Consider the following 15,059-nt stretch of genomic DNA (forward strand, 5'->3'; position numbering starts at 1 on the left):
AGCAGTTATTTTTTCTTTCTATAAATACCTCCTTTAAATAATCCATTCCAATATTCTTTGTATGCCACTATTTGCCCTTTGTTATCGGAATCAAAAACAATTCTATCCATTACGTATCCATCATATGCAAATGAATTATTTCCCATATAATAAAGTTTACGCCCCCTTGAAGTATCGGTTACACTTTTTCTATACAAATGTGGATCCTCATCATACTTTATTATAGAAATAGAATCATTAGAGTTATAGTAATTTTCGAAACTTTGATATACGCCTGTGTACTTATCTAAATTATAATCCATTTTCTCTATATCCTGAAGAACTGGAGCTTCCTTGCCAAGTGCAGCTAATGAAATGAAGCCAGCAATAGTCAATGCATCAGTTGGAGTATTATCTGTATTTACAAAAACAACGACGCTTAATTCTTCGGAAGGAAAATATTTCATTACTGCCCAACTTGATTTATGACCCCCTGTATGTCCAATAACATATTCACCTTCAAAATTACCTGTTCGAACCCCAAGTCCATAACCAGAATATAGTCCATCATTTAGAATAAATGGTGTTTTCATTAATTCAAAAGATTCTTTCGAAATAATTTGACCATTTGCCCATTTGGACGGAAAACTTGCCAAATCCACCGAAGTTGTTGTTAGTCCGCCATCACCTTTAATCCAAGTCCATAAAGGTTCTTGCATCATTAATGAATCTTTCAGTTCAAAATATGAAGATGTAAAAGGGTTGTGAATGTTTTCTGAAATCAATTTCAAATTTAGGTTAGCGGGTTTGTTTATTATTCTATCTAACTCATCTTCAAACTTTTTACCAGTTACCTCTTCTATAATCATTGCCATTAATAAAAAACCCGAATTGGAATAATTGAAATTTGATCCAGGTTCAAAGTCTAATGTGTGTTCTGCAAAAAATTTATAATAATCTTCCTTGGTTGGATTAATACCTGTTTTTAAGTAAACACTATCTATTACAATGGCATAATCCTTTATTCCAGATGTGTTGGAGATTAGATGCTTTAACTTAATTTTCTTGGCTTGCTCTTTATTGGGAAAATCTGGTAATAATTCAAAAAGTGTATTGTCTAGAGATATTTTATTTTCCTCTACTAGTTTCATAGTCATAGTTACGCCTACTAATTTTGAAATAGAGGCAATTGCAAAAATATTATCATTTGTAACAGGAATGGTTCGCAAGGAGTCAATAAATCCAAATCCACCGTTGTACAGAACTTCACCTTTCTTTACTACGGCAATCGAGATTCCCATAGTTTTGTTTTCTTTAATATATTTTTGACCTATTGAATCTAATTTTTTAACGAGGGTTTCGTTTAATTCGATACTCGCATTAGATTTTTTTGAATTTTGATTGCACGAAAAAAATAGGAAAAGAAATAAAAATCCTAAAATAAAGAAGTGTAGTACTCTTTTCATTTGCATTATTTTAATTGTACTTAATGGTTAAGACTATAGTCTTAGCACCCGCGCCTCCCTCTAGCAGTTGGTTTCCCTAAAGATATTATTTTTAATCGGTTTTGTACCGGAAAAATTACGTCAAGGGGTTGGGGATTGAAGAGAAAGAAGTAATGAATTATGTAACTTGTTGAGAGCGGTTATTTTCTACATACTATCATCCAATGTCTTTCATTTGGGTTCTCCTCAGGTTCATTAATTTCCTTTATTTCAATTATGTTATAGTTTCCAAATTCTTCTTTTACGGCCACTTCGTCATAAAAATAAAGGTTTAATCCGTGTGGTGAATTGAAAGTGTTTTTTCCTATTTCGTCTCCTATCCCAAATCGTTTGTCGTTTATGGATAATGCCACAAAAACCATTAAGCCATTTGGCTTTAATTGTGAATAACAATTCTCGATTAATTTCCATCTGTCGGCTTTATCCAAAAGATGAATTAAAGAATAGCAGTAGATAGATTCGAAACGAGCCTTATCAAAGGGCATATCTGTAACAGAACCGTAATGTATTAACACGTCATTTCCAAAATATTTTCTAGCTCTTTCAATTGCGGTTTTTGATATTTCAATTCCTGTTACATTAAATCCGTTATCATAAAATACTTTTGCATTTCTTCCATAACCGAAACCAGGAATTAAGACGCTTTTAATTTTGTTTCTCTGGAACAACTTAAGGACATTCATTGAATTGTCAGTTGGACTTTCTCCCCACATCTTATCATTGCTCCTAAAAGCAGACTCCCAAAATTCATTCATACTTCGATTAATTGTTATATTTAATCTTAAGTCCCATGCGTTCACCTCGTTTTAAATAACCACTACGGTCTCGACTATGGTTTCGTTGCAATGAGCTATACCCGTTGTTGACTAACGCATATTATAGGTAATTGAAGAATAGTTCAATAAGGGCACCAAGGACAACACTTAATGTAGCCGCTATATAAGATAAACGTTTTAATTTAAATGTGTTAGCAAATGCCAGCCATAAACATAATAGAGCACAAATCGATAAAACTATTGTTCCGTATAAGGGTACTATACTGTTGAAAAACCCTAATTGATTAAAAATAGGATCTAGCAACGCAGTAAAACCAAAAAGAGCTAAAGTGAAATTCGTTTTTTCATGACCTACAAAAAGGTAATAACTTGCAAATAACTGCTCAACACTTATTGCTAAGGGACCAAATTGGCTATAGTATTCTCTTTTAAAATATGCTTCGAATCCCTGAGGAAATTCAATTTTTGTTATAAATGCAACACTTAAAGCAAGTCCAATAATTAAAAGTAGTACTGAAATAGTTTTTCTTTTATTCATAAATCGTTTCTTAATGGTTACCAACTGTGGTTAGGTATGATTCCTTTACGCCTGTTTGCCATCAGGCAGGAAAGGAATTACATTTAGATATTATTTCCATGATTTATTTACCTTTTAATTCCCTTTCAATCATATTTATTAAGTTAGTAACCCTTCTGTTGGCGTCTCGAGTATTACTGCCTACATATCCCATGGTTATTCCTCTAAATCGAACTGTTTCTTGAAATATCAAGTCATCGATTAAGGCCTCATAATTATAAGGCACTGCGTGAAACCACCTTTCCATTTTTAACCTGGATGTTAAAACAGGTGCTATCATGGCATTAAAGTTATCCTTTGACATTTGATCTTCCGTTTTTTCTACCAGTTTATAGGAAATACCATATAGATTGGTAAGCGCTATTCGAATACTATCATTGCTAATTAAATTAAATCCTATGGATTTCAGGTTTTCGAATGCAGATGTATTATAGGTTGAAATGCCGTGGGTATAAAGGTTTCCAAAATGAGTGGCAAGAGAATCATGCCAAGGAATCCTTTGCTCAAGAGTTTGGTTTATAATAACCGCAGATTTCTCTACGCGCTCATACCATCTAGCATTTATGGCATTGTCTATGGAATCTTTACGCAGATTTACTAATAATTCAATTAACATTTTTTCTTCTTGATCCACCCTTTTGTTGGCTTCATTCCAATTATTAATCTGAAGCGCTATTAATATCCCAATCACGACTAGGATAATTTCTCCTATCGCATATTTGAAATACTTTCCTGTTTTTCCTTGAGAAAGCAAGTTTTTACGGATGTTTCTAAAGAATTTTATCACAAACGGTTGGTTTCCCTAAAGATATTATTTTTAATTGATTTTGCGAGGTAAAAAGGGTTGGAGGATGGATAGAACCAAGCAATTACTTATACAGTTTGTTGCGCTACGTTTTTATTTCTATAATTTAGTAATAGTAGAATGTAGATGTACAATTTTCCATCCGCTACTTCCTTTAAACCAAATCTTAGTGACTATTTCCTTTTTGTAAACTTTTTCATTTTTTGAGAATTCCATAGTTCTAATTACATAAGCAGAGCTATCTGAAATTGGTAAATATTCCATTCCTACGAATGAAGGTTTTTCAAATGGGCGTTCAATTTGATTACAAAAACCTATAAGTATATTTTTATTCGGTGCTTTTCTTCCATTAAGATAAAGCGTTGCATTTTCATCAATAAATCCATCCAAAGTCTCACAGTCACCATTCTTAAAGGCATTTATTTCCTTTTCACTTACTTCGATAATTTCAGATTCAACATCTTTTAAATTATTCTCCTGTGCGCTAAGGCAAGATATCGAACCCGTGGTTAGGGTTGCAATTAAGACAAGTTGCCAAATGATTTTCCTCATAATTTTTATGTTACACAATGGTTGGACAATGGTTTGTTGCACCCACCCACCACAAGCAGTTGGTTTCCCTAAAGATATTATTATTAATTGATTTTGTGATGCAAAAAAAAACCAAAAGGTTTTGGGGATACAGCCTTTTTTGGCAAGTCATTTTAAATAGATTAATGGTCTTTTAGTCATTTTTTGCTATTCCTAATTTTTAATATCATGCTGGTTATAAAGTAGGTAGACAAGGGAACTAAAATTAATAAAATCCAGCCTAAATTTGTTAATCCATTACCCCCGGTCTTTGTTGTAAACGCAACGTCGCCTATTATTCGAGGCCCATCCATTCGAGGGGCAAAGATCATGACTACAATAAAGGATAATACGGTAGTTGCTGTTTTTATTATAGTGCTGCGTTTTACAGGTTTAGGGTATGCCATTTTTATTTCTTTAATTATTAACGGTCGTTTTAATGCCGTTTATACATGGTTGTATACGGTTTTTTATTTCTGGTAGGCGCCCGAAGAATAAGTAAGTTCATAACTATGCGTATAAATTTCAAATACAATTCCAAATGGGTCTTCCACGTAAACCATTTTATAGGGCTTTTCATTTGGGTAATATTCCCGTATTGGCATTCTCTGCTTTCCACCCGCTTCTACAATTCTTTTGGTTAAAATTTCAATGTTTGGGTCTTGAACACAAAAGTGGAATAATCCTGTGTTGAAAGGATTGAATTCTGGCGCTTCTTTTTTACCGTGTGGGAACGAAAAAAGCTCAATTCCAATTCCGTCAGACGTTGACATATGAGCAATTTCGAATTTTTCCCAATCCTCTCCAAAAACATCAATACACATTTGTCCAATGGCAGTGTCATTTTCCTTTTTTACTGTAGAAGGTGGCATTATAACATACCATCCCATAATTTCTTGATAGAAGTTTACAGCTTTGTGTATTTCAGGAACAGTTATTCCTATGTGAGAAAATGATTTAGGGTATTTTATATCTGTCATTTAATATGATTTTAAATTGTATACAACGGTTTTGTATAAGCGCAGCAGGCGGTTAAAAGGCGCGAACTTTTCGGCTTATAAATGACCATAAATTTATACATTTTGTTTCGATTTAGCACGTCCTCCGCTATTTTGTTTATACGGAGTTGTAGGGCGTTTGTTTTTTTAACTAGTTATTCTTTAATATTAGATCAATTTCCTTAATTCGTCTTTGAGAATAACTGTTCTCTGGATTTAGTTCTAAAGCTTTAACATAATTATTTCTTGCTAAATCATATTGTTCTGTAAGAAAATATAAGTAGCCTAGGCTACCATAAGTGTCATACGATTTAGGATATTCTGTAACATTTGCCTTAAATAAATCGATGGCATCTTCTTTTCTGTCTAACTGAAAGAAAAGAGTATATCCAATAGATTTGAAAATTTCTTCTAAATTGGATTTAGGATTGTCTTGTTTGACTTTTTCAATGATATATTTTAGGTCTCTAGTAGTGTTTGAAAGAAAGTATTCTCCAATCACTTGCTCTGTTAATACTGTTTGCTCATTAAATAATGAAGTATCAATAATTCCTGCTATATGATCTATCATTATATCTTGAACTGGATAGTTTTTATATCCAGTTGTTAAAACGATAATAGTCAGATTTCTATCAACAAATTTTCTAAACCCACTTACACCACCACCACTAAAACCGAAAGAGTCAAAACCATTTACAGTATATACATCCCAACCATATAAAAAATGTCTGTTGCTTTCTTTGAATTTAAACGGAGTCCACATTGCCATTTTTGTTTTTTCAGAAATATGTTCATCATTGTCTAATCGCTGATTCCAAATAATATACTCATCCAATGTCAAATTAATTCCAGCCAAAGGATGGTTTTTATCACCGGAGAATTCCTTTTTTATTTCGAATACCGCTTTCTCTCTTTTATAATCGTAATACGTAGCTTGATTTGCAATATTCACATTTGATCCCGCTGAAAAAAATACATTTTCAGATTTTGTTTTTTTGAATTGATGATTAAGAATATAAGTTTCGAACTTTGAATTTGATATTTTTTCAATGAGCATTTTTAATAGAATATAGTTTGTTTGATTATATCTCCATTGATTATTTGTAGCAAATTCCATTTCATCATTATAGAGCAATTCTATAAATTCTTTATCTTTTATAGAATCGTCTTCAAGTTCCTTTATTAGTTGATGAATATCTGGCAATCCTGATGAATGAGATAATAAATTACCAATTGTAACGTATTGCCATTTTTCAGGTAAACCATCAAAGTGCATAGAAAGACTATCTTTTAGAGATATTTTGCCTTCTTCTATTAGTTTGAACATACTAGTGGCAACAATGGTTTTTGTTAAAGAAAATACTTTGAATACCGTCTTGTTCGATATAGCTTCATTAGTTGTTAGATTTTTCGTACCATAGAATCCTTTATGGATAATTGAATTATCTTTTATTACTGCGACTGCCAAACCAGGAATGGAGTGATTATTCATCATCTCTGTTATGTATTCTTCAATTTCTAGGTTTTTTGATGATTGAATCTCCCTTTTACTTTGGCAGGATTTAAATATGAATCCTAATAGAAAGGTTATTAATAAGACTTTTTTCATTTTGATGGAATTTAGATATCCAAAAGACTTACTAATATTATGAATGTTGCAAAAATGGCCTAAAACGGTCTCGGCTATGAGTAGTTGCGTGGGTTAGCGGTTAACTTTACAAGTACACGACCAGCTGAAAATTCCGCAGGAATTTTCAGGATGAGCCTGTAATAGCAATTGTTTATAGCCATTGTTGTGCTTTCGTTATTTATTTAATTCAATTTCGATTATATCCAGTATATCCCTTATTCTTTTGTGTAATGCCTCTGATTGCAAGTTAGCTGATTTGTTTACTGTAATGGCATTCCCTAAAACACCTTCCAAATTTGTATTGGTCAATATTTCATTTAGTGTAGCTCCTAATTTTGATTTACCAATTTTAATTTTAAGCGAATCAGCATCTTTATCCAATAGCCAAAGATGGTCTTGTTCGTTCATAAAACTATTTGATAAATCCCTGCCAATACCTAATTCTAATGAAGTTAAATCAAATTGATTATAAACTATTTTAGACCAGACGTCTTCAACCTCTTTTACGGCAACTACATCTGATGACCAATTGGATAGTAAGCGACTTAATTTTACATTTCTAATCAATCTTAAATTTTCAGAGCTGTTTAAATTATTCTGTATAGGGTCAAATGTTGGGTCATTACTTATAATTGCAAGTTTTTTTATAACACTATCTCTATTCGCTGTCTGTGGGTTATCAAATGCTTCTAATAATGCAACTCCTGAAATTATTATCTTTTCTCTTGTTGCCATTTTTTCTTCAAGTTGATTGAGATTTGCTTGATAATCCTCTCGAAGTTGTTTGAGTATAATCTGTTCTTTTGTCCTGTCTTTTCTTTGCTCATTCCAATTATTTATCTGTAGTGCAATTAAAATTCCAATAACAACAAGAACAATTTCTCCAATTGCATATTTGAAATACTTTCCAGTTTTTCCTTCTGAAAGTAAATTTTGTCTAATTTTTCTAAAGAATTTTATCATTGATTAATGGTTGGTTATAATGAAGCACAACTCGTTATATAATTACTTTTATTGTCGATATACCGTAACTGAGTCAGGATATCGACAGTTTTTTGTCATCGATATACAGCTCGTCCTTCCCAAAGATAACAAATTACCGTCTCCCAATGGCATTGCGTAGTTCTTCTAGTTTGGCTTGTAACATTTTATTCTCCTCCCGCAGTTGTTCTAGCTCTTCTTGCAGGGCAAGCGTAGGGTCTGGGGCATATGTGGTAAAGTCTGCGGGCAGTTGTGCCGCGAGGTCTGCAAAGAAGTTGTGTTTCATGGCATTGCAGATTTGCCATAAAATTTCGGTTTGTAGGGTGTGCCTTTTTGTAAACTCGTTAAATGTTTGTGGTGCTCTTTTTAAAAGGCGAGCCACCGAAGCTCTAGAAATTCTTCGAAATTTAATTCGTGCTTGTAGCATATTGCCTATATGAGGACTCTGCTTTTGTATAGTATAATTTCTTTTTTTCATGATGAATCGTTTTAAAAAATATCAGGTTGCAACCTAATTTTAACAGGTTAATGACTGTTTTTATCAGGTTCTAACCTGTTTTTATAAGTTTAAAACCTGTTTTATTAAGGCTTATGCCTGTTTAAATAAGGTTAAAGAGTGTTTTAATAAAAGGACTAACTGTTTAAATACATTTTACAACTGTTTTAATAGGTCTTATGACTGTTTTATTAAGTTTTCTAACTGTTTTAATAAGGCTTTATGCTGTTATTCTTTCATTTTTGTAGGGACTAAAAAAACGGTCCATAAAGACCGTTCCTTATTGGGGAGTTTGCAAGGTTAACTGGCGTTTTCCTCACCGTCTTCGGGTCTTCCGCCTTGCCCTGCAAAGCGTACTTTTAGCCTATCGTAACTATTTTGTGCGCCGGGCGTTCCAGATTTTGCCAAGGCTTCATAAAGTGCATAAGCGCCGGTTGCCATGCCGTAGGCTTCGTGCCCAGCCACACGTTTTAAATCGTCTAGCTTTTGCACAATGTTTAGCATACGGCTGGTTACGGTTTCTATTTGCTCAAAAAAGGCTAGGTCGTTGGCAAGCGAGTCTTTGTTGTACGCAGTGTTAATGGCGGCGTTAGGATTGGTGGTCATCTCATCCAGCACTTCTTCTGCAAAGACTTTGTTGTTTACGCTTATGGCATTCAAGCTACTGCGTTGTTCTGGCGTGAGTGTGCTGTCTGGCAAAGCGCCTTCTACCACGGCTAGGCTGTCCATAATTTGGGTCATAGTGGCGCCGTCTAGCACTTGATCGAGTAGATTTTGATTTACATTACTCATAATTGATTGTTTTAATGATTAGTACACCACTAAATAAAAAATCAATGTTTTTTAAGTCAAGAGGTAAATCTCCCAAATTTTATATAGGGTTTTTCCTGTTTTTACATAGGATTTTTCCTGTTTGGGCATAAAAAAAAGGACGCACAAGGCGTCCTTAGAGATTAACTGGGGGAACGGTAGTTTATTTTACAACCAACTTAAACGGTACACTTCCTTCTGACGTTTCTACCTGCATGACATACATCCCTCTAGCCAAGGTATGCGGAATGCGTAGCTCGCCTTGGGGTTGTGCAAAGGTGTTTTCTAGTACCAACTGTCCAGCCATGGTATAGATGTTTGCAGTAAGTTTTGAATACTGAGCGGTTGGGGCTATCGCCAAACCAATGGTATTTTCTACTGGGTTTTCTACTAAGCGTATGTTTGCCGCTAAGGCGTTATCTTCTATGCCCGCAATAGGCAAACGGATTTCTTCCAAGGCCCACTCGGCACTTTCGGCTGTCACCGTAACGTGGGGTTCATTCTCGGCAGGAATATAGGTATTTACAAAAGGGGAATCGTTTAGGTTAGGCACCGCAAACCAATCGGGGTTATCGATTGCCAAAGCACTCATGGTAGGAATAAACGAATACAAATCTTGTTGTAAGGCAGCTAAAAATTCTTCTAATATGGGGTTTCCACCGCCACCTGCTAAGGCATCGGCAATACTTCCTGTGCCACCGGGAGAGGCATCTACGCCATCAATAGCCGCAGGCTGTTGCGCCTCTGTCGTATAAGTAGCTACAGGGATTCCAATAAAATACGCGGTTAAATCGGTTACCGTAATGGTTTGGTTGGCTTCGGGTGTAAAATATAACGCCACATCCAAACTCGTAAAGGTATCGATGGTTAAATTGGTATTAACCACTTCGGTTCCTGGAGTTCCTGTGGTAATGCCAGTTCCATTTCCATTAATCATAGTAACATTACGTACATTTTGCGGAAATCCGAGTGCGTCTAATTCGGCTTGAAAGGCATCTCTAAAATCGGGAGCTCCTGCGGGTAATAATTTGGTAGGGTCCTGCTGAATGGGATCTCCCGCCAATAAATGTCCTAGCAAGTGGTCGGCAAGCATTTCCTTGGCAGCTGGAGAGCCTAATACCTGGTCCACCAATGCTAATGCGGTTGGGTCACCCACTTCTTGCGCAAAATAATTGATTAAATACTGAAGACTAATAGGAATATTGGCTCCACGATGCGGCGAATCGAAAGAGATATACAAACGGGTCTCATGCGGAATGCTATTGGCTTCCATATAAGCTAAACCGTAGCGAGCGATGAGTCCGCCCATACTTGGGCCTAACACAACCAACTCTCCGTCCCCAACTTTTTGTGCGTTGATTTCTTCAATTAAGGCAGCGAGCACCATGGCATTTCGCTGAATGTAGTCGCCTCCTCCATCAATGTCTTTGCCATCGGTAGTATAAAGGGGGGCATTTAAAATGACAATATCATAGCCTTCGGCACGAAGGATATCGGCCATATTTTCACCACCAAAACTTAAACTTGCGTATAATCCGCCTATATCTCTAGCATCGCCTGGGTCAAAGCCGTCTAACACAATAATGGGGTTATCTAATACACCATCTACTAAATCCACAAAGATTTCATATTCACCCTCACCAAAATAGGCTTGCGTCTCGTCATACCCTTGGTAGGCTACATTCGCCACAATGGTTGAAACAACACCTCGCTCTGGATAATGTGCAGGATCTGGGGTGGGCATAAAGCGAAACTGCGCTTGTGACAACTGAAAAGAAAGGAAAACTACAAGTAGGAAAAGTTTTTTCATCGCTATAAAATTTTACACGATGAATATACTACTATTTTAAAATTTAAAAAATTGTTTAATCCACCAAAGCTTTTTGTTGCTTAAAGGCGAATACTTTAAAGGCAATTCTAGCCAGTTGGCTTTATGCAGTATACTTTTATAGTGACTGAAGGTTTTAAAACCCGCTTCTCCGTGATAACTACCCATACCACTAAGTCCCACACCTCCAAAGGGCAGGCTGGAATTTGTAATTTGCATCACCGTATCATTTACGGCACCACCCCCAAAGGAAAGGGTGTTTAATATCTGTTTTCTTTCGGAAGCTTTTGTGGTAAACACATAACACGACAAGGGTTTGGGTAATTGCTGCACTTTTTGAATGGCTTCGGAAAGGTTTGAATACCTAATAACGGGAAGAATAGGCCCAAAAATTTCGTCTTGCATCACCGCATCTTCAAAGTCTACGTTTTGAAGGATGGTAGGCTCTATATACCGTTGCGAAGCATCTGTGTTACCGCCATAATACACTTTGTCTGTATCTATTAATGAAGCCAATCTTTCAAAGTTCTTGTCATTAATAATTTGAACGTAATTATTGTTTTCAAAAGCATAGTTCGCTTTTTCAATTTCCCTTTTACAAGCTTCCAAAAACTTGGCTTCTACAGCCTTGTCTACCATCACATAATCGGTGGCAATACAGGTTTGTCCAGCATTTAAGAACTTTCCCCAAACAAGGCGTTTGGCGGTCATAGTAATGTTAGCAGAAGCGGTTACAAAAGCAGGGGACTTCCCTCCTAGCTCCAAAGTGACTGGGGTTAGCTGTTCGGCGCCTGCTTTGTAGATAATCTTTCCTACAGGCGTGCTTCCGGTAAAGAATATTTTATCGAATTTTTGCTTTAAAAGCTCGGTTGTTTCGGCAACTCCTCCTTCCACTACGGTAAAAAATGCCTCGTCAAAATGTTCCGAAATAAGTTGGTACATCACCTTTGATGTTTCCGAAGGGATTTCGCTAGGTTTTAAGATGATGGTGTTTCCCGCAGCTATGGCTGCCACCACAGGACTAAATGATAAATTATACGGATAGTTCCAAGCACCAATCACCAAACACACCCCTAAGGGTTCTGGAATGATATAGCTTTTGGCAGGAAAGTTAACCCAGTTGGTGGCGACACGTTTTGGCCTTGCCCAAGCACTCAAATACTTTTTTGCATGGGCGATTTCTTGATACACCAACGCTAGCTCCGTCGCATAGGTTTCAAAAGAAGATTTTTTAAAATCCTTGTAAATGGCTTCAAGGAGGAGCTTTTCGTTTTGTTTTAAAACTTTTTCAAGCGTTTTTAATTGCTGAAGTCTAAAGGAAAGTTCCTTCGTCTTTTGGGAGTTGAAAAAAGTTCTTTGTTTTGAAACGATTTCGTGCATATAGCAAAAGTAGGAAATTAACCTTAGCCTTTGCCACGATTAAGCACCCGATATTCTTCGTAGCATTCGCTAATAGCATCGAGTATTTGAAGGTCGTTTGCTGTGCGGATAAAGTCTTCAGAATAGCTACAGTTGTTCAAAATTTCATCGACATCAACCCTTTCTAACTGAAGCACCGCCATTAAGGTTTCTCTATCGAATTTAGATTGAAGTAAGTTTCTAATGTTGTCATCTTCCTTCATTTGCCGAAGCTTCCGCATCTGTTTGGGTCGTTTCCCAAAGACATTATAGAGGAAATCGGCTGGATTAAAGACAGAGTTCAACACTCGAGAAACCGCACCCGGCTGACTTTGCCCTCCTTCGTAACCACCGCCTAATCCTGCAATTCGGTAGCGATAATTATCATAAATAGGAATAATTTTGGCATCCACCTCCACATAGCCTGTAAGCTGCACGGGGCGTATCACTACTTCTTCAAGTGCGATACCTAATTCGGTCATTTTTACTTTAATATCCCCGTATTTTAACCAGTCGTTAGTAACACGAACTCGAATAGACTTAAACCCTAAATAAGAGAAATATAAGGTGTCGTTTACGGCCGCCTTAATCATAAATTTTCCTTCCTTTCCAGTGGAGGTTCCTTTTACTTGATTAAGGTTAACAATGTTAACATTTTCAAGAGGTTCTTCAGTAGCATCGTTAACAACCACCCCTTTAATTTCTCCTTCTTCTTGAGCAAAAGCAGGAGCTATAACCAATAAAAGAAATAAAGTAAATAGAATTTTTTTCATAGCACTAGCAAAGCAAAAGTACTTTTTTTGACTCTAATTTCTTGCCAAAGTTTCGTTAAGGTGAAAATAATTATCAATTTTACATACGTTTTCTTCTTCTACCGCCCGTGCCAGCACTTTTTGGGCGATCATCTCTACGTCTGCTTTTTCCTTTAAATTTTGGTTTATCTCCGCCAAATTTTGGACGGTCATCACCACCAGATCTTCCTTTTTTACCAAAACCTCCTTTTTTTCCGAAGCCTCCTTTACCAGAGCCTCCTCTTTTTCCACCGCGGTTTCTTCCGCCACGGTCTTTGGAAATTTCTATATCTACCTTACGGTCATTGTATTGAACGTCTTTAAAAGCTTCTAGAACTTTATCGGTATGGGCAACATCGGTATTAAAAAACGAAAAAGTATCCATGGTATCTACGTGGAATACATCGTCTTTTCCTAGCTGTGTTATTTCACGAACTAGGTCTTTTAAGTCCATCCATTGTAGTTCGTCTTTGCGACCTAAATTGATAAAGAAACGGGTACTTTCGTCAGAAAATTTCTTCGAAGATTCTGCTTCGTATTCTCTGCTTCCCGCATCTACGTTAAGATCTTTTGCCTTTTTGTAGTAATTATAAAAACGCGTAAACTCTACCGAAAAGACTTTCTTAATTAACTCCTCTTTCGAAAATCCTTCTAACACTTCATTAATTTTAGGAAGATAGTTGTCAATTTCGTGGTTAATCTCGGTGTCTTTTATATTATTTGCCAAGTGAAATAATTGCATTTCGCATATTTCCATTCCCGAAGGAACTTCCTTTTTTACAAATGTTTTAGAAATGATTTTCTCAATGGCTTTAATCTTTCGGATTTCACTTTTCGTAATAATAACCATAGAAACCCCTTTCTTACCCGCACGACCTGTACGTCCGCTACGGTGGGTGTAGGTTTCAATTTCATCGGGTAATTGGTAATTAATTACGTGCGTAATATCGTCTACGTCAATCCCACGAGCAGCCACATCGGTAGCGACTAACATTTGTATTTGACGATTTCTAAAAGACTTCATCACTAAATCACGTTGGTTCTGACTTAAATCACCATGTAACGCTGCAGCATTATACCCATCTTCAATAAGCGTTTCGGCTACTTTTTGTGTATCGCGTTTTGTTCTACAAAACACCACAGAAAAAATATCTGGATGGGCATCGGCTAGACGCTTTAGAGCTGGGTAACGATCTTTGGCACCTACCATAAAATATTCGTGAGAAACACTGTCTGCTCCCACATTTTTAGTCCCAACAGTCACCTCTTTTGGGTTATGCATAAACTTTTTGGCAATAGTAGAAACCTCTTTTGGCATGGTAGCACTAAATAACCAAGTACTCTTTTCTTTAGGTGAATGCGAAAGGATTTCGGTGATATCTTCATAGAAACCCATATTCAGCATTTCATCGGCTTCATCGAGAACGCAATATTCAATTTTTGAAATATCGATCATTCTTCTGCCAATCATATCCTTCATTCTTCCAGGCGTCGCCACAATAATTTGTGCTCCCTTTTTAATTTGTCTGGCTTGGTCACTAATGCTTGCGCCTCCATAAATAGCCACCACGTTTAAGCCTTGCATATACTTACCGTATAGTTTTAATTCGGTTGTAATTTGCATACACAATTCGCGTGTTGGCGAAAGAATTAAGCCTTGGGTAGTGCGGCTTTCCACTTGAATTTTTTGAAGCATAGGAAAACCAAACGCGGCTGTTTTCCCTGTCCCTGTTTGGGCTAAAGAAACCATATCGGTTTCAGATTCTAAAAGAATAGGAATGGTTTTTTCTTGAACTTCGCTTGGGGTTTCAAAACCCAAGTCTGCAATGGCTTGAAGGAATTGTTCCTCCAATCCTAACGATTGAAATGTAGACATATAAAAATTTACTAGTTAGTGTGTTGATAGGAAGCAATC

Annotated in this window: 15 protein-coding genes; 1 reads left to right on the top strand and 14 read right to left on the bottom strand. The window is 36.2% G+C overall.

All coding sequences use genetic code 11. From position 1 onward, the window contains the following. Positions 1-5: 5 nt before the first annotated feature. The 5 genes from KXJ69_RS08075 to KXJ69_RS08095 all read right to left on the bottom strand — a co-directional run bounded on the left by KXJ69_RS08075 (position 6) and on the right by KXJ69_RS08095 (position 4,194). Positions 6-1,445, bottom strand: a complete 1,440-nt coding sequence (locus tag KXJ69_RS08075) for a serine hydrolase domain-containing protein (protein WP_219052498.1) — start codon at positions 1,443-1,445, stop codon at positions 6-8. 179 nt (positions 1,446-1,624) lie between these two features. Continuing rightward, complete coding sequence (locus tag KXJ69_RS08080) at positions 1,625-2,239, bottom strand: class I SAM-dependent methyltransferase (protein ID WP_219052499.1); 615 nt, start codon at positions 2,237-2,239, stop codon at positions 1,625-1,627. A 121-nt stretch (positions 2,240-2,360) separates the two neighbouring features. Further along, positions 2,361-2,798, bottom strand: coding sequence for a hypothetical protein (locus KXJ69_RS08085; protein ID WP_219052500.1), 438 nt, complete (start codon positions 2,796-2,798; stop codon positions 2,361-2,363). A 103-nt stretch (positions 2,799-2,901) separates the two neighbouring features. Further along, on the bottom strand, positions 2,902-3,624 hold the full coding sequence (locus KXJ69_RS08090) for a DUF6090 family protein (RefSeq protein WP_219052501.1): 723 nt from the start codon (positions 3,622-3,624) through the stop codon (positions 2,902-2,904). 117 nt (positions 3,625-3,741) lie between these two features. Next, positions 3,742-4,194: a hypothetical protein gene (locus KXJ69_RS08095; RefSeq protein WP_219052502.1), complete on the bottom strand. Its 453-nt coding sequence runs from the start codon at positions 4,192-4,194 to the stop codon at positions 3,742-3,744. 348 nt (positions 4,195-4,542) lie between these two features. Here KXJ69_RS08095 and KXJ69_RS08100 point away from each other — a divergent pair, with 348 nt between their 5' ends. Next, positions 4,543-4,695, top strand: coding sequence for a hypothetical protein (locus KXJ69_RS08100; RefSeq protein WP_219052503.1), 153 nt, complete (start codon positions 4,543-4,545; stop codon positions 4,693-4,695). On the opposite strand, the gene KXJ69_RS08105 is transcribed toward KXJ69_RS08100, so the two are convergent. The 9 genes from KXJ69_RS08105 to KXJ69_RS08145 form a co-directional block, all read right to left on the bottom strand. Continuing rightward, positions 4,683-5,192, bottom strand: a complete 510-nt coding sequence (locus KXJ69_RS08105) for a lactoylglutathione lyase family protein (RefSeq protein WP_219052504.1) — start codon at positions 5,190-5,192, stop codon at positions 4,683-4,685. The genes KXJ69_RS08100 and KXJ69_RS08105 overlap by 13 nt on opposite strands. Positions 5,193-5,361: 169 nt before the next feature. Further along, entirely contained in the window at positions 5,362-6,819 is a 1,458-nt protein-coding gene (locus KXJ69_RS08110) for a serine hydrolase (RefSeq protein ID WP_219052505.1), read from the bottom strand. 195 nt (positions 6,820-7,014) lie between these two features. Then, positions 7,015-7,803: a DUF6090 family protein gene (locus KXJ69_RS08115; protein ID WP_219052506.1), complete on the bottom strand. Its 789-nt coding sequence runs from the start codon at positions 7,801-7,803 to the stop codon at positions 7,015-7,017. A 133-nt stretch (positions 7,804-7,936) separates the two neighbouring features. Further along, positions 7,937-8,299: a hypothetical protein gene (locus KXJ69_RS08120; protein WP_219052507.1), complete on the bottom strand. Its 363-nt coding sequence runs from the start codon at positions 8,297-8,299 to the stop codon at positions 7,937-7,939. Between the two features lie 318 nt (positions 8,300-8,617). Further along, a complete protein-coding gene (locus tag KXJ69_RS08125) occupies positions 8,618-9,109 on the bottom strand; it encodes a hypothetical protein (RefSeq protein ID WP_219052508.1) in 492 nt (163 codons plus the stop codon). Between the two features lie 181 nt (positions 9,110-9,290). Then, positions 9,291-10,937 (bottom strand): T9SS type A sorting domain-containing protein, encoded by a 1,647-nt coding sequence (locus KXJ69_RS08130; protein WP_219052509.1) that lies wholly within the window; start codon positions 10,935-10,937, stop codon positions 9,291-9,293. Between the two features lie 36 nt (positions 10,938-10,973). Then, entirely contained in the window at positions 10,974-12,335 is a 1,362-nt protein-coding gene (locus KXJ69_RS08135; protein WP_219052510.1) for an aldehyde dehydrogenase, read from the bottom strand. 23 nt (positions 12,336-12,358) lie between these two features. Beyond that, complete coding sequence (locus KXJ69_RS08140) at positions 12,359-13,126, bottom strand: carboxypeptidase-like regulatory domain-containing protein (RefSeq protein WP_219052511.1); 768 nt, start codon at positions 13,124-13,126, stop codon at positions 12,359-12,361. Positions 13,127-13,205: 79 nt separating this feature from the next. Then, positions 13,206-15,020, bottom strand: a complete 1,815-nt coding sequence (locus KXJ69_RS08145) for a DEAD/DEAH box helicase (protein WP_219052512.1) — start codon at positions 15,018-15,020, stop codon at positions 13,206-13,208. Positions 15,021-15,059: the final 39 nt, after the last annotated feature.

The sequence above is a fragment of the Halomarinibacterium sedimenti genome (genome assembly GCF_019312585.1).
Lineage (GTDB): Bacteria > Bacteroidota > Bacteroidia > Flavobacteriales > Flavobacteriaceae > Halomarinibacterium > Halomarinibacterium sedimenti.